The sequence below is a fragment of the Wolbachia endosymbiont of Menacanthus eurysternus genome (genome assembly GCA_029715105.1).
Taxonomy (GTDB): Bacteria; Pseudomonadota; Alphaproteobacteria; order Rickettsiales; family Anaplasmataceae; genus Wolbachia.
Window position 1 is genome coordinate 553828 of record CP085695.1, and the last position, 21743, is coordinate 575570.

Sequence of the window (21743 nt, forward strand, 5' to 3'; positions counted from 1 at the left end):
TATTTCTAACTAATCTTATCATTTTTCAATCTATTAAGATAACATTGAATTTCATCGTTAATCCTACTACTAAATAGTATCAGTATTACCATATTAATAAGAGCCAAACAAGAAAATAAGGTTCCACCAATATTAGCAATAGCCATTATATCCTTAGAAAGACCCGAAAAAAATGCTACAATTACCACTGCAATGCGATATATAACTATACTCCTTGCACCAAATAAATATAACCATCCCATTTCACAACAATATACAAAAGAAATCACTGAAGAAAATGCAAACAAAGGTGCAGCTACGGTCAAAAGTACTGGAAACCAAGAAGACACCGTTTCAAATGCCTTTTGAGTAATCAATACTCCTTCACCAAAACAAGCAGTTTGATATACTCCTGTTATAACTATCGTAATTCCTGTCAAGCAGCAAATTAACATAGTATCAAAACATGGCTCTATCATTGCAACTAATCCAGTTCTAACTGGTTCTTCATCTTTAGCCACTGCATGTGTAATAGAGGCAGAACCAACACCCGCTTCACTAGCAAAAATTGCTCTCTGGATTCCAACAACAAATGCTCCAACAACTCCTCCACCAACGGCGTTAAAATCTATCATATTAGAAAATAATATTTTAAATGTATTAACAAAATTATTAATATTGAACACAATTATAACAATACAACTAAATATATATATAAGCGACATAATAGGTACTAGTGCAGAAGATATTCTAGCTATTCTTTTAATTCCACCTATAATCACTAAAGCAAGCAACGTAGAAACTATAGAAGAAAGAAACCATGGATGACAATCCATCCAATTTGAATAACCAGATAATATTGAAACCATTTGATTAGTTTGAAATGCTACACTCCCACCAAGACCTGATAAAACAAAAAACACTGCATACACAGCGGCTAATATAATGCCAAGTCTTTTAAATCCAAACTCTTCAAGTCCATTTCTTATATATTGGAAAGGACCACTAAATAATCGTTCCTGATCTTCTGTTCTATGTCTAAACGCTAAAGTTACTTCAGCAAATTTCGCCGACATACCAAAAAATCCTGTAATCATCATCCATGGTATTGCACCAGGACCCCCCATTGAAACAGCGATTGCAACACCAGCAACAGTTCCAAGGCCCACTGTACTTGAGAGCGCAGTTATGAATGCTTGAAAATGCGTAATATGACCATCATGATGATTTGTATCATATTTTCCACATAAAACAGCAAATGCATGTTTGAGCATTCTTATATTAAGAAACTTAAAACGTAATGTTAAAAATATATAACCAAAAGCCACTAATAAAATTACAAATGGCACATGGAAAATTTTAAAAAATAATACTTCATTTACAAAATTATTTATTATACTCAATATAATATCGTAATTTTTATACGAATCTGATGAAATAGCATATACATCATCAACACTAAACAATAAACATAACGATACTACAACACATAACAATTTATAAATCATGATTAATACCTCTTGAACGACGACAAAATTTATCACATTTAAAACTTCCTTCTTTACAAAGCACTACCAATATAACACCTGAAATCGTAAAATGTAAATAAACCTGTTACCTAAATAAAAAATTCATTTTGTAATTTTAAAAATTGATTTACAAAATAAAAATAAAAATACCAATGAATTTAAATTCAAACGCATAACACTCTCTATAGGAATATAAAAAAATAATACATACGTAACAGTCCCCATAGTGAACAAATGATAAATTACATCGCTAAAATGCAAAATAAATTGACCTACTAAACTAGAACAAAATACAAATCCTAACTTTATAAATCTTCCTAAAACACAGCTTCAACACTACTCCAATTTTTAATTGAACCTCACTTATCTTCAATAGATAGAGCAGTTTCAAATACAGCAAAATTTAATGCCACATTAATAATAATCAAATAAATACTATATAACTTTTTAGTTTTATTACGAATTTTGTACTTAGCACATATGAATAAACTTAGCTATTATTACTTATTTTGAATAAATAATCATAAATTCCCAACAAAATTATATAAACAATTCACAAAACTTTCATGCTACCCCACGACTTATAACTTTTTATAATTTAAAATTATATAAATTCTTTCTTAGATCATTTTACAATAAAACAAATAAACAAAATTTGCTAAAAGCTAATAGTAAATATAGTCACTAAACTAAAACAAATTAATAAAATTTCTTTAAAAATTTCACATTTTATAAAGTTTTATTTAACTATGAACTTTATAAGTATAGTATATATACTGCCCAATACTTACTGGAATGGTTAATACATATAACATACCGAGAACCGGTAAAGTGATCCAAGGTTTACTTACAAAAAGTACAATGAATACTCCAAAAAATGATACAAATATATAAGATAAACTCCTAGGAATATAGATATACTTTGCAGAAAAAGTCGGAATATGACTAACTGAAAAAAAAGAAATAACTAAAAAATAACAAGCTATATTTCTTATATTAAAAAATTGCTCCATAAAAAACAGATACTCACTCTCATTAGATTGAAACGTAATAATTATAGGGAGTAAAGAAAGTAAAGCGCATATTGGTGCTGGAACACCGGAAAAGAAAAATTTCTTCCAATCGAGTTGCTTTACATTTAGCAATACGTTAAATCTTGCAAGCCTTATTGAAATACAAATAACATATATCATTACTAATATCCACCCTATAACTTTAATTTCCTTTAATTTCCAAAAATATAAAAGAAATGCAGGTGCAGTACCAAAATTCAAAAAATCTGCAAAAGAATCAAGCTGTGCTCCAAAATCACTAGTCAATTTTAAAATCCTAGCTATTCTACCATCCATTCCATCTATTATTGCCGCAATAATAATAAAAATTACTGCAAATTCCCATTGCTCATTAAATGTAAACTTAAGCGAGGTAAGACCAGAACATAAACCCAATAAGGTTATAAAACTCGGAAATAATTTAGCAATAGGTAAAAACCCATTGTTGTTTCCATTATTATTACTCATATAATACTGAAAGTATATTCTTTAACGCTTTTTTCCTTACTCAAATCTGCTATAATTGTTTCACCTCCAACAACGGTCTGTCCCTTAGAAACTCTTATTTCTATATTAATTGGGACATAAATATTTACCCTACTACCAAACCTTATAATTCCAAATCTTTCACCAGCCTTTACGCATTGAGATACACTTAAATTACAAACAACGCGACGTGCAATTAGTCCAGCTATCTGTTCCACAATAACCTTCTTTCCATTTTCACACTCAACAACAACAACTTGCTTTTCATTTTCACTAATAGATTTATTACTTATTGCAGATATAAATCTGCCTTTTTTATAATGCATCTCTTTCACTATACCAGATATTGGTATGCGATTTACATGTACGTTTAAAATATTCAAAAATATACTGATAAGTATAAACTTTTCTTCTTTTTCGCTCTCTTCTAATGAAGAATAACTTACTTCTTCAATCTTTGAAATCACACCGTCTGCAGGACTTAATATAAAATCCTTATCACACGGAACAACTCTTACAGGATCGCGAAAAAAATAAATACATAATAACATTGGGAAAAAACACATAACACCAAAAGTCCATGATATAGAAAATGCCGTACATGTTACTACAAAAAAAAACACTATAAATAAATAACCTTCCTTATTTACCATAATTCTAAAATTTATCACTTGTATTACGATAACTTACCATTTATCAATATTTATGGAAAGTTTTTATTTACATATCAATACAAGGCTTTTCTATTTAAAATGTAAAAATAAAATTAACTAATAATTCATCATACTCATTCCATCAATCTTAATCTTATAAAGACAAAATAAACAAAAAGATAATAATGTGAAATAATTTCTTAAAATAATTCTTAAATGCATCATTACATGGAAAATATTATATAAAATCAGTAACTTAACATCGCAATTAACCCACAATTTATATATCTAAATATTAGAAGCAAATTCTTATGTTGATAACAGAGGAGTTTTAATATGAAAAAAATACCACACCCCAATAATAATTAAATCAATTTAATGTCTTACATGCATTAACAATACTATTACATCCGATTTCTAATTTTCTCTGAGAGGAGGCATAAGAAACTCTAATAAAATTTTCAAGCCCAAACATCACTCCTGGAACTACAGCAACTAAATAATCTTCTAATAAATATTCCGTAAAATCTAAATCATTATTTATCACTTTACCACTTTTTGTACTCCTACCTAATAAACCTTCACATGAAAATAATAAATAAAATGTTCCTTGCGGAGTAAATACTGATAATCCTGGAGCTAAACTTAGTTTTTCTATTACAAAATCCCTGCGATCCTTAAAAATTTTTGTTCTTTCTTTTAAAAAATTATGACTGCCATTTAAAGCTTCAACTGCCGCTGCCTGTGCTATAGAATTCGGATTAGAAGTACTCTGAGACTGAATCATAGAAATAGCTCTTATTATATCACTTTCACCAGCAATATAACCTATTCTCCAACCAGTCATCGCATAAGCCTTCGATATCCCGTTAACTATAAAAACTCTTTTATGAAGTCTAGGTTCAACCTGAGCAATAGTAAAAAATCTACTATCATATAATATAAATTCATAAATATCATCTGTAATAACATTTATACTGGGATATTCAAGCAATACTTGAGCTATTTTACTCAACTCATCATACGTATAAACAATTCCTGCTGGATTATTCGGCGAATTAATAATTAACCACTTAGTTTTTTTAGTTATTTTATTTCTTAGTAATTCCGGGGTTAACTTAAAGTCCTGCTTACACTTTATTACAATAGGTAATCCACCAAAAAGACTTACCATATCAAAATACGAAGCCCAATAAGGAGCTGGGATTATAACTTCATCCCCAGGATTAATTGTCGCCATAAATAAATTAAATAACACCTGTTTAGCACCATTACCAACGCAAATCTGATCAAGCGCATACTCAAGATTATTATCTCTTTTTAACTTATCAATTATTGCCTCTTTAAGTTCACGTGTTCCATCAACAGCAGTATATTTAGTTTTACCATCATTTATTGCCTGAATAGCTGCCTTTTTTATATGATTTGGAGTATCAAAATCAGGTTCCCCTGCAGATAAAATACAAATATTTTTCCCCATAGCTCTCATATTATTCGCCTTATCTGTTATGGTAATTGTAGGTGATGGCTTTATTAAAGAAATCCTATCCGCAACTAGCATACAATCTTATCAAAATAAAATTAAAATTTTAAACCTAATATAATAAAAGTTTAAATTCTATTAAGAAAATAGAAAATAAATTCACGGAATGATCACACCTCTACTATTCTTAATACCTCCAAAATTTTACCCTGAAAATAAATTGTAAAATTAATATTGCATTCTTAACTCTATAAAAATCTACAAAATTAATTAACTAAATTCCAAATTATAATGTGTTTATTAATTATTATACAAACAAAAATTTAAATAACGACAAAATCATAACCTATTAATAAGTTTTCTTAATAAAATTAAAATATATTGAAACTTATTACTTCAGTAATACACATATCACCATTTTTATATCTATTCATAATTTTATCTTAGCAAAATTATTTACTTTCTTGATAAGCTTGATAAAACTTAAATCAATTGATTTTTATAATAAATATTTCTGCTGAAATGTTACTGCTAAAACTTACACGTCTCTCTTTTTTTTTTAAAAAAGTTCTACCTTGGCTTTGCACTGCATGTTTTACATTCTTTCTAATTGGAATATTTTTATCTTTATTTTCTTCACCGGAAGATTATAAACAAGGAGAAATTGTAAAAATTATGTACCTTCATGTACCCTCTGCATGGCTTTCTCTTGGAATATATTTATTAATTGCAATACTCAGTTTTATCTTTTTAATTTGGGACAATAGCATTGCTAGTATTTTAGCTCGTGCAGCCGCTTCAGCAGGAATAATTTTTTCTATAATGTGCTTGATTACAGGTTGCATCTGGGGGAAAGGAACCTGGGGAACTTGGTGGGTTTGGGATGCGAGACTCACTTCAACGTTAATTTTGTTCTTCTTATATATTGGATACTTTTCACTATGGAGTACTTTTGATAATGAAGAAAGAGCAAAAAAATCAGCGGCAATATTTGCAATATTTAGTGCTATAAATATTCCAATAGTAAAATTTTCTGTAAATCTATGGACCACTCTCCATCAACCAGCAAGTATTCTTAAAAACGGTAAGATAGCAATAGAAAGTTCTCTACTATTACCGCTAATCATAATGTTTATATTTTACATTATATTATTTTTAATAATATGGATATATCATTCACTTCATCTAATTAACCTGTATAAAATAAAAAGAAAAATTAATATAAAATATTAAAGATAATAGTTCAATCATATTATATCAATAGAGTCAATAAACAACTCTTCTCTCTATTTATATTAGAACTTAATATATTAAAACTTTTTATTTTTATAAAAAACATCAAATAATTTTCAAAATCTTTCAATTAAAAAATCCCACCCAGTATTTTTATTCACTAATTTTATCCATCAAATTTCTAATTTGAGAATTTTTTAATTTTCTAAATTTTTCAAAATCAAAATACTCTAAATAAAAATTACTTTCTATTTATAATGCTATACATTGTACTACTTCTACATAGCTATAAATATAACAAAACCCTTATAAGAAAAAAAAAGAAAACTAATTATTTAATAACCAATCAAAATAAAACCTCACCCTGCTTTTAGAATTAAAACCATTTACTTTTAAAATAGAACCTTTTTAAAACAAAATTCTTATTAAAAATATACATACGTTCAGTAACAGGGGAGGTCAATATAAAACTTCGCAAAATATTTTACTCGAAATCCACAAAATTCTAATGAACAATTAAAAGTAAAATTTTTATATTTAAAAAATTGATATATACTTTATTACTAGAATAATCTTTCTTAAGATGCAAGATCTCAAAATATTAAAAAATCTAAAAATTAAAACAATAGAAGCTGAAAAAGGAGGAGGCTCTGACAAAATCAAGAAACAACATGCAAAAGGAAAACTAACCGCCAGAGAAAGATTAAATATACTCCTAGATGAAAATTCATTTGAAGAATACGATAAATTTATGAGACACCATGCTACTAATTTTGGCATGCAAAATACCAATTTTCTAGGTGATGGAGTCATAACTGGACATGGCACTATTTATGGTAGAAAAGTTTTTGTTTATTCTCAAGATTTTACTGTTTTTGGTGGATCACTTGGTGCATCACACGCAAAAAAAATATGTAAAATTATGGATATGGCAATCAATACGAGAACTCCAATTATAGGATTAAATGACTCTGGTGGAGCAAGAATTCAAGAAGGAGTAGATTCCCTTGCTGGCTATGGAGAAATCTTTCAAAGAAATGTAAACGCATCAGGCGTTATACCACAAATTTCTCTAATCATGGGTCCATGCGCAGGTGGTGCCGTTTATTCTCCAGCATTAACTGATTTTATCTTCATGGTAAAAAACAGCTCATATATGTTCATAACAGGACCAGATGTAGTAAAAAAAGTTACATATGAAAATGTAAGCTACGAAGACCTTGGTGGAGCAAAAACTCATACAAGTAAAACAGGAGTTGCAGATTTTGCATTTAATAATGATATTGAAATGCTATTAAAAATACGAGAGTTTCTAACTTTTTTACCTGCAAATAATCAAGAATCTCCAAAATCTATATCAACTAGTGATATTGATGATATTGATGAATCTTTAAATACTCTAATTCCTAATAACCCGAATACTCCTTATGATATGTATGAACTAATCGAAAAAATATGTGATGAAAAAAATTTTTTTGAATTAAAGCCTGACTTCGCTCGTAATATCATAATTGGTTTTGGTAGAATCGATGGTAATACTATTGGTATTGTTGCAAATCAACCTATATACCTCGCAGGATGCCTAGATATTAATTCTTCAAGAAAAGCTGCAAGATTCATAAGATTCTGCGATGCATTTAATATACCCATTATCACACTTATCGATATTCCAGGTTTTTTACCTGGTATATATCAGGAACATAATAATATAATACAACACGGAGCAAAATTACTTTATGCTTATGCTGAAGCAACTGTAGTAAAAATCAGTCTCATCACTAGAAAAGCATATGGTGGCGGATATATTGTCATGAATTCTAAACATCTAAGAGGAGACATAAATTATGCCTGGCCAACCGCTGAAATAGCAGTTATGGGACCAGAAAGTGCGATCGAAATTATATTTCGAAATAAAAAATGCGAACAAACTCTTATTAAAGAGTATAAGAAAAAATTTGCTAACCCATTTTTTGCTGCATCGCATGGGTATATCGACAGTATAATAGTACCAAGTAAAACAAAATACCACCTTCGCAAGGCGCTAAAACTATTAAAAAATAAGAAAGTAAATAGAATATGGAAAAAACATGACAATCTACCTTTATAAAAACTTTTTCTAAATTTAAAAGTTATAACAGATTAGAAATTAAATACCTCAAACTACACCACAAAAACAAAACTCCAAAAATAATATTATCTGTGTTACCATTTTATAAATTTCTAGAAATAGAAATGAGTAAAACTCAGAATTTTCTGATGTTCCTTCTAGTATAAATACACATTAAAATTAAGACTCATATAAAATATGAACATTGTTTAATCTAAGTCACACAAGATAACACCACATACAAAGTCTCTATAAACTTTTTAAAAAGTCATATAAATAAAAAACAAAACAATTAATAAAACATATCTCTTTTCTTAAAATTCTGCAAAATTGCAAAATCAATAAAAATTCTATCAAAATAAACATAAAACAAATTTGATAAAAATTATGTTTATAATATAATAAAAGCACACATTTACATAATGGGTTTAATGTGCCGCTACCAAGACTCGAACTTAGGACCTCGTCATTACCAATGACGCGCTCTACCACCTGAGCTATAACGGCAAAATTTATATACATATATAATGATGAGTAACATAAAAAAAATAAAAAGAGAAGAAATAAAAAAAAGATTAGCAAAAGCTTTAAAACAAAATATCTTAAAAAGAAAAAAACAGCAATACTTTAAACAACAAAATCAAAATATCAAAAACTATCAAAAATAGTTTTCAAGTTTTTATTGATAAGGCAAAACAAATAAACAAATCAATACATAAAAACAATATACAGAATACAAAAATCATAATAATAAAAATTACACATAACTATAAATCACCACTATACTTAACCTCCCCATTTGTTACTCCTACTACACCCACATACTAAATGTGTAATTTATTTTTCTTTATTTTCAGTCTTTTTTGCACGTTTACGTTTATTTGGATTAAGAAGTTTTTTTCGTAAACGTATGGATTTTGGAGTGACCTCTACTAATTCATCATCATCTATATATGATATCATTTCCTCTAGAGTCATTATTTTTGGTGGGATAAGTTTTATTGCCTCATCGCTACCTGTAGCTCTTATATTTGTTAATTGTTTACTTTTTAATACGTTTACTTCTAAATCATTGTCACGGTTGTGTTGACCGACAATCATACCGCAATATACTTTATCTTGCGGCTTAATGAACATAATTCCTCTATCTTGTAAATTAAAGATTGCATACGCTACAGCTTCACCTTTATCAGTAGAAATTAGTACTCCGTTACGTCTTTTAGAAATTTGACCTTTATAGGGGGCATAATTATGAAACGATCGATTAATTATACCAGTGCCGTGAGAATCGGTTAAGAATTCTCCTTGATAACCTATTAATCCCCTTGATGGCACTAAAAGTGTTATTCTTATTCTATCATTTTCAAAATGTTTTATATCAATTACTTCTCCCTTTCGGAAACTGAGTTTTTCAATAATAATTCCGCTATATTTAGCATCTGTATCAATTATTACCTTTTCTATAGGTTCAAGTTTTTTGCCATTTTCTTCTTTGAAGAGGATTCGAGGGCGAGAGACAGAAAGTTCAAAACCTTCTCTTCTCATATTTTCAATTAAAACTCCAAGTTGTAATTCGCCACGTCCATTAACTTCGAAAGCTTCGCCGTTTTGTAATGTAGTTACAGTAATAGCAACATTTGTTTCAGCTTCTGCATACAAACGGTTTTTTGTGAGAGTATGGGTGAGTTTTGTTCCCTCCTGTCCGGCAAAAGGTGAATCATTAACACTTATAGTGATTGCCATTGTTGGAGGATCAATAGAAATAGATCTTATTGCAGTTGTAGTTCCTGGTGCTGCTATAGTATCTGAAACTGAGGCTTTTTCAAGTCCTGCAATTGTTATTATGTCCCCAGCTACAGCTCGTTCTACTGGAACGCGTTTTAAACCAGAAAATGATAGTAATTTTGTCAATTTACCTTGTTCAACTACTTTATTATTAATATTAAGTACTTTGATATCGGAATTGATTTTTGCAATTCCTTGATAAATTTTTCCAGTTAATATTTTACCAAGAAACTTATTAGATTCAAGTAAAGTAACTAGCATAGCAAAGGGTGCGGCTTGATCATAAACAAATGGTTTTATATAATTTACAATTGTTGAGAATAATGGGTTTAAATTTTCCCTTTTATCAGAAAGTTTTTCGATACACCAGCCATTTTTACCAGAGGCATATAATATTGGAAAATTAAGCTGTTCATTGGTTATATCGAAGCTAAAAAACAATTCGTATATTTCGTTTAATATTTCATTGATTCTTTCATCTGATCGATCAATCTTATTGATTATTACAATAGGCTTTAAATTTGCTTTTAGGGCTTTTGATAATACGAATTTAGTTTGCGGCATGGGGCCTTCTGTAGCGTCAATCAAAAGCAATACACCATCTGCCATGCATAATACTCTTTCTACTTCTCCACTGAAGTCTGCATGTCCAGGTGTATCGATAATATTAATTTTTTTATTATTCCATATAATGGATGTGCATTTTGCAAATATGGTAATTCCACGCTCACGTTCTTGATCATTGTTATCCATTACTCGTTCCTGTATTTCTTGATTTTTACGAAACGCACCACTTTGTTTTAACATATTATCAAGTAAAGTAGTTTTTCCATGATCAACATGAGCAACTATTGCAATGTTGTGGATAGATTCAAATTCATTCATTTTTATCCATTTTAAGATTTATTAAGTAAGATGAGCAAACATCAAAACTTAATTAGTATATATATGATCATATTTAGAGTAAATAGACCTTTGTATAATTTACTATTATTAATACGGTAATCTTTTTTTTTTGAGAAAATGTAAAATAGAAAATTTATAAATTAAAATCAAAGATTAATGTTTATTTTATATTACCTGATATAAATTTTATGAGAGTAAAATGTATAAAATCGAGTAATATGAAAAGAAAATTATATTTTAGTTTGTTTTGAGCAAATTTAAAAACAAAAATAAGTGTTTGTTTTTAGAATAAAAGAATTAATTATTTATATCTACAAACTATATTATAACAATTATTAAAATGCAAAGCTTGTAATGTATTTTAGTGTTTTATTTACCTTTTATAAACATAAGAGAAAATTCTTTGATAGAGATTTGTTAATGTTTTATAGTTATATGTGTAGCCAAAGTAACTTTTATGGTATTGTAGTTAAAATAAGAATTTATATTCTTTTTAAAGCTATATATTCCGTTTTACAATAGGAGGATTTATATACAGATTCATAAAAATTTGACTATTTGAAATAATGTTGCAAAATAAGAATTTATAAAAATTAGAAAAGAGTATATTACCTATACGCAATAGAGCTCAATTTTTAATAAAATTAAATAATTTTCTAGCTAATGTTCTTCTATAATGTGGTAATAAAATACATAGAAATAAAACTAAAAATCTTAAAACTACTAAAATTAATGCCTTTTTAAAAGAATCGTCATAATCAATATCAATCAAAAATAAATAAAAAGTAAATGACTAAATTATGCATAAAAGGAATAAAAAATATAATCCTTATCGCATCTGGTAAGGGAGGTGTCGGTAAATCGACAGTCGCAATAAATCTGGCATTTTCATTAGCAAAGTTAAAACGTAAAATTGGATTGTTTGATGCTGATATATATGGTCCTTCCATTCCAAAAATACTTGGCGCCGAAAAAATAAAACCAAAAATACAAAATGGAAAAATAATACCTATAGAAAAATATGGGCTATATACTATTTCAATAGGTTATTTTATTGATGAAGGTCGTGCGACAATATGGCGTGGACCTATAGTAGTAAAAACACTTTATAATTTATTAATGGGAACAAAATGGCCTAACATAGATCAATTAATAATTGATACACCACCAGGAACAGGTGATATACATCTAAGTCTAATGAAAAATTTTAATTTAACAGGTACAATAATAGTCTCAACTCCACAGGAACTTGCTTTGATCGAGGTCTATAAAATATATAATATGCTCACAAAGCTTAATATACCTATTATTGGTATTATAGAAAATATGAGCTATTTTACCCAAAACAACTCAAAAATATATATTTTTGGAAAGAATAACGTGAAAAAAATATCTAAAAAATTAAAAATCAAATTTTTAGGCCAAATTCCATTGGATCCACAAACATGCAATACTTCTAATCCTAAAAATTCCTTAATACAGAACAAAAATTTATCAGGAATTTATGAAAATATTGCCAGAAATGTTGAATCTTTTTACAATTTATAAAAATTATTTAATATAATAACATTTAAATATGAATTATTATGATGTAATCATTTCAGGAGGCGGATTGCTTGGCCTTATTACCGCTATTGGCCTAAACAATAACTCCGTTTCCGTAGCAGTAATAGAAAAAAACAATTTACCAAACGTAATTGATGATAATAGAGCGTTTGCTATTTCTCATATAGCAAAAAAAATATTAGAAAAACTAGAGATTTGGAAGTTTATAAAAAATAAAGCAGAACCTATACTCGACATATGTATATTAGATGAATATAGCCCAATTACTGTACATTATAATTACAAAATGATTAGTAAAGAACCGATGGGATACGTTGTTAACAATACAGTAATATGGAACGCAATTAATAATAATTTCCTACATAAACTAAATATATACTCTTCACTTTCTTATAAAGAGATCACTTGCAATATGGGATATGTAAAACTTATTCTTGATAATAATAAACAACTAATATCGTCACTACTTATTTGCGCTGAAGGCAAAAATTCTAAATTACTAAAATTACTTTCCATACCAATAATAAAATTTGATTATAAACAAAGTAGTATAGTTTTTAATATAGAAAACGAGCTACACCATCAAAATCTTGCTGTAGAACGATTTTTTCCAGGTGGTCCATTTGCGATTTTACCAATGAAAGGCGGTCACACTTCATCAATAATTTGGACAGAAAAGTCCGAAATTTCAAAAATGTTGATGAGTTTATCTGAAAAAGAATTTATAATAGAACTCAAAAAGAGGTTTAGTTCCTATCTAGGAAAAATCAAATTAAAAAGTCAAAGAAAATCCTACCCATTAAGTTTTGCTTTCGCGAAAAAGTTATATAAAGAAAGAATCTTACTTATTGGTGATGCAGCGCACTCAATCCACCCAATTGCAGGACAAGGACTTAACCTAGGAATTAAAGATATAGAAAGTGTTATAAAACATATAACTTCTGCAAGAATATTTGGTATTGATATTGGTAGTAAATATCTTTTAAAAAAGATCTCATGCGATAGATATTTTGACAATTTTATCATGGCACTTATAACTAATGGATTAAATAAAATTTTTTCTAATAAAATATATTTTGCTAAAATAATAAGAAATCTTGGTTTAATAGTAATTGAAAACTCAAATTTTCTCAAAAAACGTTTCATAAAACACGCTATGTGGGACTATAGATATCTATTTAAATAATCTCTCTCAAGAGTAAAATTTAAAACTTTGTTTTTCATTTTGAACTTGCATATTTTTTAGACATTACAATTTAACAAATTTCCTGGATTAAATTAAAACTCTTTTTATAAGATTTTTAATTTTAGGCTAATCCTTCCCCTCCTCTCTTAATATTTTGCACAATTTTTCTATAAATTAAATTCTCTCCCCTCTATCCACTCTTTCTCTACCAAAATTTAAAACAAACAATCCCTCTCATATATAAAATTAAAACAAAATAAACCACTTATTTTTCTCATTAAATTGCATATATACTCTCTTAACTCAAAATTAAGAATCAGATTTATTATCTTCTTTTAATTCATCAAGTTTATCCTCCTCTATATTGGAGAATAAAACATCATCAACTTCCATTTTAAATTTATCGTCATCTTCAAACTCATCTTCTTCTTCATTAAATCCATCCTCTTCATCATCAAACAGCATATCATCAATGCATTCATCCTCATAATCTACTCCCCCCTCTTCACTATTATTATACACCTCATTTTGAACTTCATTATCAATGGTACTAGAATCCATAATAACACCATTATTACCTTCTTTTTTGTTAGCTTCATTCTTATTAGAGATAGCAGAAAAAATCTTATCCGGATCGTATGGTTCTTGTATAGGTATAGAAGTGGGTTTAAGCAATCTTCTTGTAAACATACTATCACTATAATATAAAATCTTTTTTGATTTAATTGGATAAGTTGATTCTACCAAAATTATCTGCTCATCACGGGGTAACATAATGATTTCTTGAGGTAATAATAATGCTCTTTGTATTTCTGAGATATGCAACGATCTCGAAGCAGGATTCAAATCTAAAAATTTAGGTCTGTTTAACGATTCTTGTTCTACAGTTTTATTCCCTATAAGTTGTGATATTAAATTAGCAGTCTCAATATTATTAGCCGCAAAAGTTATTCTATATGTTGAATTTGATAGAAAGGAATTCATTCCCGCTTCTTCATATATTCCCTTAAGTTGTTCAGTATCCTGAACTATTAAAAATAATCTAACTCTATAACCACGAAAATATGCAATACCTGTTTGAAATTGTTCCATCTTTCCAAGAGTTGGAAACTCATCCATCAAAAATAACACACCGTAAGGTTCATCATCTGATGGTAATTTTCTACATAAAAATTCAGTTGCCTGCTGATAAAAAACCTGCATTAAAGGTCTTAATCTATTTAAATTATCCGGAGTTAATCCAACGTAAACTGTAATTCTCTTCTTCTTAAAATCTAAAATACTGAAATCACTCGTTGCTGTTGCAGTATCAATTAATGGATTTGCCCACAATTCAAGAGATGAATTCATAGTTGAAATTACACCTGATCTCTCTTTATCAGCTTTTTGTAGAAAAGCTGCAATATTCATATACGCCACAGGATGTATTATTTTACCAATTGTATCTAAAACAACAGCAAGATTATAAATAACATCGTCACTACGCATTGTGCGCACAACCTCACCAAAAGATTTAACCTTTTCTTGCGCAGCAAGTAAATATAACACCACTCCAACAAATAGGCTTCTCGCCTCATTTTGCCAAAAATCCTGTTCAGGCATAATTAAATTGGCTATCTTCTGCACGTCGTCAACCATTTGTCCTGGCTTTTCGCTAATCCACTCTAACGGATTATAACAATGGCTCATTCCATCCGGCTGAGCTGGATTCCAAACATATACTTTCTGTCCTTGTTTCTCTCGCCAACCACTTGTTATTTCATAATTTTCTAATTTTATATCATGTACAATTACAGAGTCAGTCCAAAATAACAAATTAGGAATTACAAAACCAACACCCTTACCAGAACCCGTGGGAGCAAAAAGTAATACATGTTGAAATCCGTCAGCAATAAAATAACCTCTTTTATCCCTGCCAAGTAACAAGCCACTTTTACTCCTTAATCTAGCCTTTCTTATATCTCTTTCTGATGCCCATTTTGAATCTCCATGCAATGATTCTTTCTTTTTAAATGGACGCCATTCAACTATCCTCTCCCTAGAATTCCATAAAATAATTATCAAAATAATAACAGGCAAAACAAAAGATATTAACAACTTAATTTTAACATTCAAATCATACAACTCTGGATAACGCCAACAATACTGTATATGATTAAAAATTGTCGGCCAAAGAGCCTGAGGAAAAGGCGTTAAACTAGGATTAATTGCCTTAAAGTCCACTCCATCTGGACCATCAACAAATAAATAAAACAATATGCCAGATAAATAAAAGCAAAATTCTAATACGCTAAAAGCTATAATTCCTCCTATTAAAATATTACGTAAATGATTATTACTACTACTCATAAATAATCTATTAAAAATTAAGAATTTAAATCTGATAATCTGGTAAATAATATTTCAGAAACATTTCTCTTTCCACAACTAGTTCTTTTTAATTGAACAACAATATCAATTACATTTCTAATGTATGGTACAATTTGATCCGGTAAAATACCAAGATTTGCTTGCATAACCATAAGTTTTATTTGTTCAATAGCCATTTCTGGATTATCTGCATGAAGAGTCGATATCGAACCTGGATGACCAGTATTTACTGCTCTAAGAAAACTAAAAGCTTCAACCCCACGTAACTCTCCAACTATTATTCTATCTGGTCTCAAACGTAAACATGCTTCTATCAAATCTTGAATTGTTACTTTTGCCCTACCTTGTCCTCCCTTAGAAGCAATTAAATGCACTTTATTTGGGTGATCACTTAAAATAATTTCTCTTGTATCTTCAACAGTAATAATTCTCTCCTGAGATGGAATAACACGTAAAATTGCATTAATAAAAGTAGTTTTACCAGTAGATGTTCCGCCGCTAATTATAATATTCTTTTTATTTATTAAAGCATATTCTAAAAATTCCTTTATTCTTCTTTGTTTTAATAACAATCCAAGACGACGATCCACAGGATTACCAACTATTTCCACAACAGTTTTAGAAAAGGCTCCCATTTTTTCGTAATCATCTAATGACAATCGGATACTAGAAGGTCTACGAATTGACATTATTACTTTATCAGATTCGCATGCTGGTGGAAATACTATCTGTATACGACACCCATTCGGCAATGTAGCTGAAAGCAAAGGTGTTTCTTCACTTAATCTTTGTTCTGTTGCTTGAGCAATTAATCTACCAAGAGATCTTAAATGATTAAAATCAAACACCTCTAATTTCTCGCATCTTATCTTACCTCGATTTTCAATCCATACTTCTCTAGGCCTATTTATTGATATTTCACTTACACCTTCCTCCTGAAAAAGCCCTTGTAATGGTTCTAAGTACGTATCTAGTGCAGCATACTTCATCTCTTCCCTTTCCTTCTTTTTACTTTAACACTGCTTGTAATGGAAATATTATGTCTTGTTTAACAAAAACTTTCAACGCAGTACCTTGACTTATAAAAACAGTTATCTTTTTATCTATAGATCTATTAATTAAATCTCGCATATCTTTAGAAAAATCACCGATCAATCTATTGACAGCTTCATCATAAATAGATTTATTTTTTTTAAAAAATTGTTGCAATAGCTGGTTTATATTTTCTAAATTTATATTTATCTCACCTTTCTCAATTTCTAACGCACTTGCTATTTCCTCTTTTATTATATTCAACAAATCTTTCTCATTTTTAGCGCTCTTAATTCTTCCAATAGCTTCAAAGTCCAATTTCCATTTATCACTAGGTATCTCTTTTCCTAGTTTAATAATATCTTTAAGTGAATAAAAATCTATTGCAGTTGCAGTAATAGATCTCACCGCATCCATAAAAGTTAATGAGTCAACAAAATTAGAAACCTTTTGCCCTATAACAGATGATCCGATCGAAACTCCTGCAAGCAATATAGAAGAAAATAACGCATTTGTTATCTTATTATCTACTATTCCAGTTATTCCGGCACTGCCAAGTTCATCAATACCAGATGATGAAATAGCAATGTCTATCCCATGAGGAAGAATAATCCTATTCCAATTTATATTTACACGAGCTTTCGTAATATTTGAATCAAATGAATAGCTACCTATCAATCTTGATCCTCTCGGTATTAAAACCGTATCACCAGATTCTGCATAAACATTACTACTAACTATTGCACGTAACATTCCTTGCAAATCAGAATTTATTGCGGTTTCAAGAACTGCATCAATAATCTTACCTTGAGTAATCATAAACCCAAGTTTTCCTACTTTCGTAGCTACATTCGGCTGCGCCGAAGTATTAAATAAAATAGTATCAACAACCTTGTCATTTTTAGGATTATTTGAAATTACTAACATTTGTACACCACGTCTATCTTTAGGATAACCACTGTCACCTATTATAGGAAATGAATTTGATAAATCACTAGTAATAATATTATTACCATGACGACTTTGCTTCGGTAAAGAAGGCGCATTTGTTGATACATATGTTTCTATTGGTTTTTCATCTCTTTTTTTTAATGAAACATCTTCTTTCTCAATTTGTTCCACTTCTGGTATTCCATGTGGAATAGGAAGAGGAGGCAAAGATGGCAGATCAGTTATTATCCTCTCATCATAAGTTATTACATCATCTGGCACATGTTCTAGTTTTCCTTTTAATTCTTGAATATTTTGCTCAATTTCCTCTTCTCTAAAAATTTTCACACTCTTCTCATCAGGGGATAAATTAAAATAATAATACGTTATTACTCCACCAACCAGAAGTATAAAAATAATAACCACTAATACCCTATAACCTTGATTAGAACCAAATATTACTATCTTGCTCTCTACTTCCGATTCATTCCTAGAATTATCAAGCTCTTCTTTACTCTTCATATACTTTCTTCATTTTTATATATCCCAGGTAACTAAAGCGATTTATTTATAATTTCAACTTCATTATCTTCGTAGCGCATAAACAATCTCTTATGAACCCCTTTTATTACAATATAACCGTCAAACAACAATCTCCTACAAGGTAATTTAATTTTACCTTCTCCTGCAAAAATCTGAGGTATTTTATCATTATCTATAAACTTAAAATAAGTTAAATAACCATCATCAAACAGTTCAATCGGAATCATACTAATATCAACACCATTATCAATATAAACATAATTATACTGTGTATCATTTTTTTGAATTAGACTTTCTGGTTTACTTGTAAAGTATTGCGTTTGAGTAAGCATTAATACTTCATCATCAATATCAAGCTCATCTTCTTCTCGGGGATAATGAAAACGCACTACATAAAATATATCTTTTTCACGGTAATGATTACTGTCTATCTTTTCAGTATTAGAATCCGAATATTTATCAGAATTTGGTTTTGAAATTAAATCAAAAATATAACTTCTTTTTTTAGTTGTTGTAATAATCATATTAGTACGTCCACTAACCTCAAACGGCATAATAAGTAATTTATTATCATAAGGACTAATATTCCAACTTGAAGCATCGCCAATAGCAATATTTTTTATTTTTTCTCCTTCTGCAAACTCAATATAAGAATAATAACCTTGACTAAAAACAACTTCAAAAATCTCATTGGGATTGTATACAAAAGTTTTTATTCTTTTATCTACGGAAGAAAACTTACTGTAATCAAATGATACAGTTAAATTACTGTGCAATAGTATGATAAAAATCAACAAAATTTTAAACATATTCATCATCTACCCTATAAGAAGTAACTTGAAATCCTAATGGATTAACATATCTTTGTTGATCATTCATTTCAAGCGACACATATTTATAAGACATAATAGCTATTTTATTTCTCTTTACAGAACTCCTATCTTTCCGTATAAATTCCACAGTAAACCTTATCTGAAAAGTATTATCATATAATCTCTGAATTGAACGAATCTTAAATTCACTTCTAACAAAACCTGAGTATAGATTAAAAAGGTCATCAATATTTTGTGAATTTATATAATTTTTAAATTCACTATATACATTTGGTGAAGAAAATAATCTTACCTTTGTATAATAATTATAATTATAATTATATTGGTCAAACACTTCTCTTGCTTTTATATACTCTGCAATGAAATGATTATTCAATACCTTATCTGCAGAATATAATTTTACTGTAACAGGATCAACTAACTGCACTATCCCAGATTTTTTCTCAATTTCTATAACAAACGGTTCAATAGTACTATTTGTACTAATTTTAAATATAACTAATATGCTTACAAAAACTATTACCAATAATACCAGTATAAATAAAAATAAAACGTTCCTTTGAGCGACAATTACGCTATAACGATCCGAATTCCAATTTGTATCCTCGTCTAATGCTCTACTATTCCTTTGTTTTAAAAATCTCAACACCTCGATTTTCTAAAATCCAAATCAACAACCAAACCCCTATATAAAATACAAACTAAATCTAAAAAACTTTTAATTTGTGACCTAGCTTAGCAAATTTTGTTTTCATATATGAACAATTATATTGATTAAACTCCATAACAAGCGGCAAACACTTTGTAATCTCTATACCATTACTTTTTAACTCTGATAATTTTCTACCATTATTTGTAAGTAATTGAATCCTCTTAAGATCTAATTTTTTAAGTATTTTAGCTGCAATAACAAAATCCCTTTCATCATCCTTAAAACCCAACACTTTATTCGCATCTACAGTATCAAGATCATATCTTCTTTGCATATCATATGCCCTTAATTTATTAATCAACCCAATACCCCTACCATCCTGCATGAGATATATTATGACACCACCTCCAGAATCAACCATTATTTGAATTGCTTTATGTAATTGACTTCTACAATCACACGATAAACTCCCCAACAAATCACCTGTGTAACATGAAGAATGTATTCTTACCAAAGGCTCACCATCTCTATTTGGATTACCAACAATAATTGCATAATGTTCTCTGCAGCTACCACCTTTAATTCTATAAGATAGAATTTTTACTTCCTGAGTCTGCTTTAAAAAAAATGATGTTTCACATATTTCATATAAATCACGATCTAAACAAAAATTTTTTATAAACGATATATTCAGTGTAATAACATCATTTTTTTCACACCAATCATACATCTCTTTTTCATCTTTAAAAGATGAATCAATTATTAATGCATATGGTAATAACTCCGATAATTTAAGTAAATCAATAGCATATTTATCTATCACCCCTGAACAATACAGTTCTTTCATTCTATCGAAAACTGAATAATTCATTAAATGAAGCAACTCATCAAAACTATTTATCTGTAAACGTTTGTTATTATTTTTCTCGTTTTGAAACGAATATTGCACCTTACTAGAAGTCAAAGTAACAAATAAATTACCTGATATAAACTTATACTGATCGAATAAACTTCTCTCTAAAATCTCAGCAGCAGTAAACAATAAATAATTACCTTTATCATCATATATCATAACTGGAGAGCCACGTCTGACTTCACTAACTGCCCTATCTATTCTATTCCTGTTCTGATTTCCTATTAACATTTCACTTATATTAAATGAATAAATCTGATACGGTCGAGAAGACTTGAACTTCCAAAGCCAAATTTAGGGCCACAGCGACCTCAACGCTGCATGTCTACCAAATTCCATCACGACCGCACTTTTAAACTTAAATCGCACTCAACCATTTTAAAATTCTTTACCTAAAATGTCAATTCTTATATAACTTGGAATAATTTATAAATTGTTTTATAAATCCTTTATAATACTTATATAATATTGACATATAGAGATAGTTTTCTTATCTAAGAATAGA

General features: G+C 28.9%; 16 protein-coding genes and 1 tRNA gene. 5 read left to right on the plus strand and 12 right to left on the minus strand.

Features of this window, described 5'->3' with window-relative positions; genetic code table 11:
* Positions 1 to 5: 5 nt before the first annotated feature.
* The 4 genes from LJI21_02305 to LJI21_02320 form a co-directional block, all read right to left on the minus strand.
* Complete coding sequence (locus LJI21_02305; GenBank protein WFW29591.1) at positions 6 to 1487, minus strand: alanine:cation symporter family protein; 1482 nt, start codon at positions 1485 to 1487, stop codon at positions 6 to 8.
* A 764-nt stretch (positions 1488 to 2251) separates the two neighbouring features.
* Positions 2252 to 3028 carry a CDP-alcohol phosphatidyltransferase family protein gene (locus tag LJI21_02310; GenBank protein WFW29592.1) on the minus strand — a complete coding sequence of 259 codons (777 nt, stop codon included), beginning with the start codon at positions 3026 to 3028 and terminating at the stop codon, positions 2252 to 2254.
* Positions 3025 to 3699 carry a phosphatidylserine decarboxylase gene (locus LJI21_02315; protein ID WFW29593.1) on the minus strand — a complete coding sequence of 225 codons (675 nt, stop codon included), beginning with the start codon at positions 3697 to 3699 and terminating at the stop codon, positions 3025 to 3027. Before LJI21_02315 ends, LJI21_02310 begins: the two co-directional genes overlap by 4 nt.
* Positions 3700 to 4069: 370 nt before the next feature.
* Positions 4070 to 5260, minus strand: a complete 1191-nt coding sequence (locus tag LJI21_02320) for a pyridoxal phosphate-dependent aminotransferase (protein ID WFW29594.1) — start codon at positions 5258 to 5260, stop codon at positions 4070 to 4072.
* 444 nt (positions 5261 to 5704) lie between these two features.
* Here LJI21_02320 and ccmC point away from each other — a divergent pair, with 444 nt between their 5' ends.
* Entirely contained in the window at positions 5705 to 6415 is a 711-nt protein-coding gene (gene ccmC / locus LJI21_02325) for a heme ABC transporter permease CcmC (GenBank protein WFW29595.1), read from the plus strand.
* Positions 6416 to 6998: 583 nt separating this feature from the next.
* The gene (locus LJI21_02330) at positions 6999 to 8522 is read left to right on the plus strand and encodes an acyl-CoA carboxylase subunit beta (GenBank protein ID WFW29596.1); all 1524 of its coding nucleotides are present in this window, start codon (positions 6999 to 7001) and stop codon (positions 8520 to 8522) included.
* Positions 8523 to 8956: 434 nt separating this feature from the next.
* Here LJI21_02330 and LJI21_02335 read toward each other — a convergent pair.
* Positions 8957 to 9029 (minus strand) — tRNA-Thr (locus LJI21_02335).
* 20 nt (positions 9030 to 9049) lie between these two features.
* Here LJI21_02335 and LJI21_02340 point away from each other — a divergent pair.
* Entirely contained in the window at positions 9050 to 9190 is a 141-nt protein-coding gene (locus tag LJI21_02340; protein WFW29597.1) for a hypothetical protein, read from the plus strand.
* 169 nt (positions 9191 to 9359) lie between these two features.
* On the opposite strand, the gene typA is transcribed toward LJI21_02340, so the two are convergent.
* Positions 9360 to 11192: a translational GTPase TypA gene (gene typA / locus LJI21_02345; protein WFW29598.1), complete on the minus strand. Its 1833-nt coding sequence runs from the start codon at positions 11190 to 11192 to the stop codon at positions 9360 to 9362.
* An 810-nt stretch (positions 11193 to 12002) separates the two neighbouring features.
* On the opposite strand from typA, the gene LJI21_02350 reads away from it, so the two are divergent.
* Both LJI21_02350 and ubiH read left to right on the plus strand, forming a co-directional pair.
* Positions 12003 to 12761, plus strand: coding sequence for an Mrp/NBP35 family ATP-binding protein (locus tag LJI21_02350; protein WFW29599.1), 759 nt, complete (start codon positions 12003 to 12005; stop codon positions 12759 to 12761).
* A 28-nt stretch (positions 12762 to 12789) separates the two neighbouring features.
* Positions 12790 to 13965: a 2-octaprenyl-6-methoxyphenyl hydroxylase gene (gene ubiH / locus LJI21_02355; protein ID WFW29600.1), complete on the plus strand. Its 1176-nt coding sequence runs from the start codon at positions 12790 to 12792 to the stop codon at positions 13963 to 13965.
* A 309-nt stretch (positions 13966 to 14274) separates the two neighbouring features.
* Here ubiH and LJI21_02360 read toward each other — a convergent pair whose 3' ends face one another.
* From LJI21_02360 to LJI21_02385, 6 genes are read right to left on the minus strand one after another with little or no spacing between them, the layout of a single operon-like run.
* Positions 14275 to 16314 carry a type IV secretory system conjugative DNA transfer family protein gene (locus tag LJI21_02360; protein WFW29601.1) on the minus strand — a complete coding sequence of 680 codons (2040 nt, stop codon included), beginning with the start codon at positions 16312 to 16314 and terminating at the stop codon, positions 14275 to 14277.
* 17 nt (positions 16315 to 16331) lie between these two features.
* On the minus strand, positions 16332 to 17324 hold the full coding sequence (gene virB11, locus LJI21_02365; protein ID WFW29602.1) for a P-type DNA transfer ATPase VirB11: 993 nt from the start codon (positions 17322 to 17324) through the stop codon (positions 16332 to 16334).
* Between the two features lie 19 nt (positions 17325 to 17343).
* Positions 17344 to 18819, minus strand: a complete 1476-nt coding sequence (locus LJI21_02370) for a type VI secretion protein (GenBank protein WFW29603.1) — start codon at positions 18817 to 18819, stop codon at positions 17344 to 17346.
* 32 nt (positions 18820 to 18851) lie between these two features.
* The gene (gene virB9, locus LJI21_02375; protein ID WFW29604.1) at positions 18852 to 19655 is read right to left on the minus strand and encodes a P-type conjugative transfer protein VirB9; all 804 of its coding nucleotides are present in this window, start codon (positions 19653 to 19655) and stop codon (positions 18852 to 18854) included.
* On the minus strand, positions 19642 to 20322 hold the full coding sequence (locus tag LJI21_02380; protein ID WFW29605.1) for a type IV secretion system protein: 681 nt from the start codon (positions 20320 to 20322) through the stop codon (positions 19642 to 19644). The genes virB9 and LJI21_02380 overlap by 14 nt, the downstream gene beginning before the upstream one ends.
* Positions 20323 to 20380: 58 nt before the next feature.
* Positions 20381 to 21469 carry a GTP cyclohydrolase II gene (locus LJI21_02385; GenBank protein WFW29606.1) on the minus strand — a complete coding sequence of 363 codons (1089 nt, stop codon included), beginning with the start codon at positions 21467 to 21469 and terminating at the stop codon, positions 20381 to 20383.
* Positions 21470 to 21743: the final 274 nt, after the last annotated feature.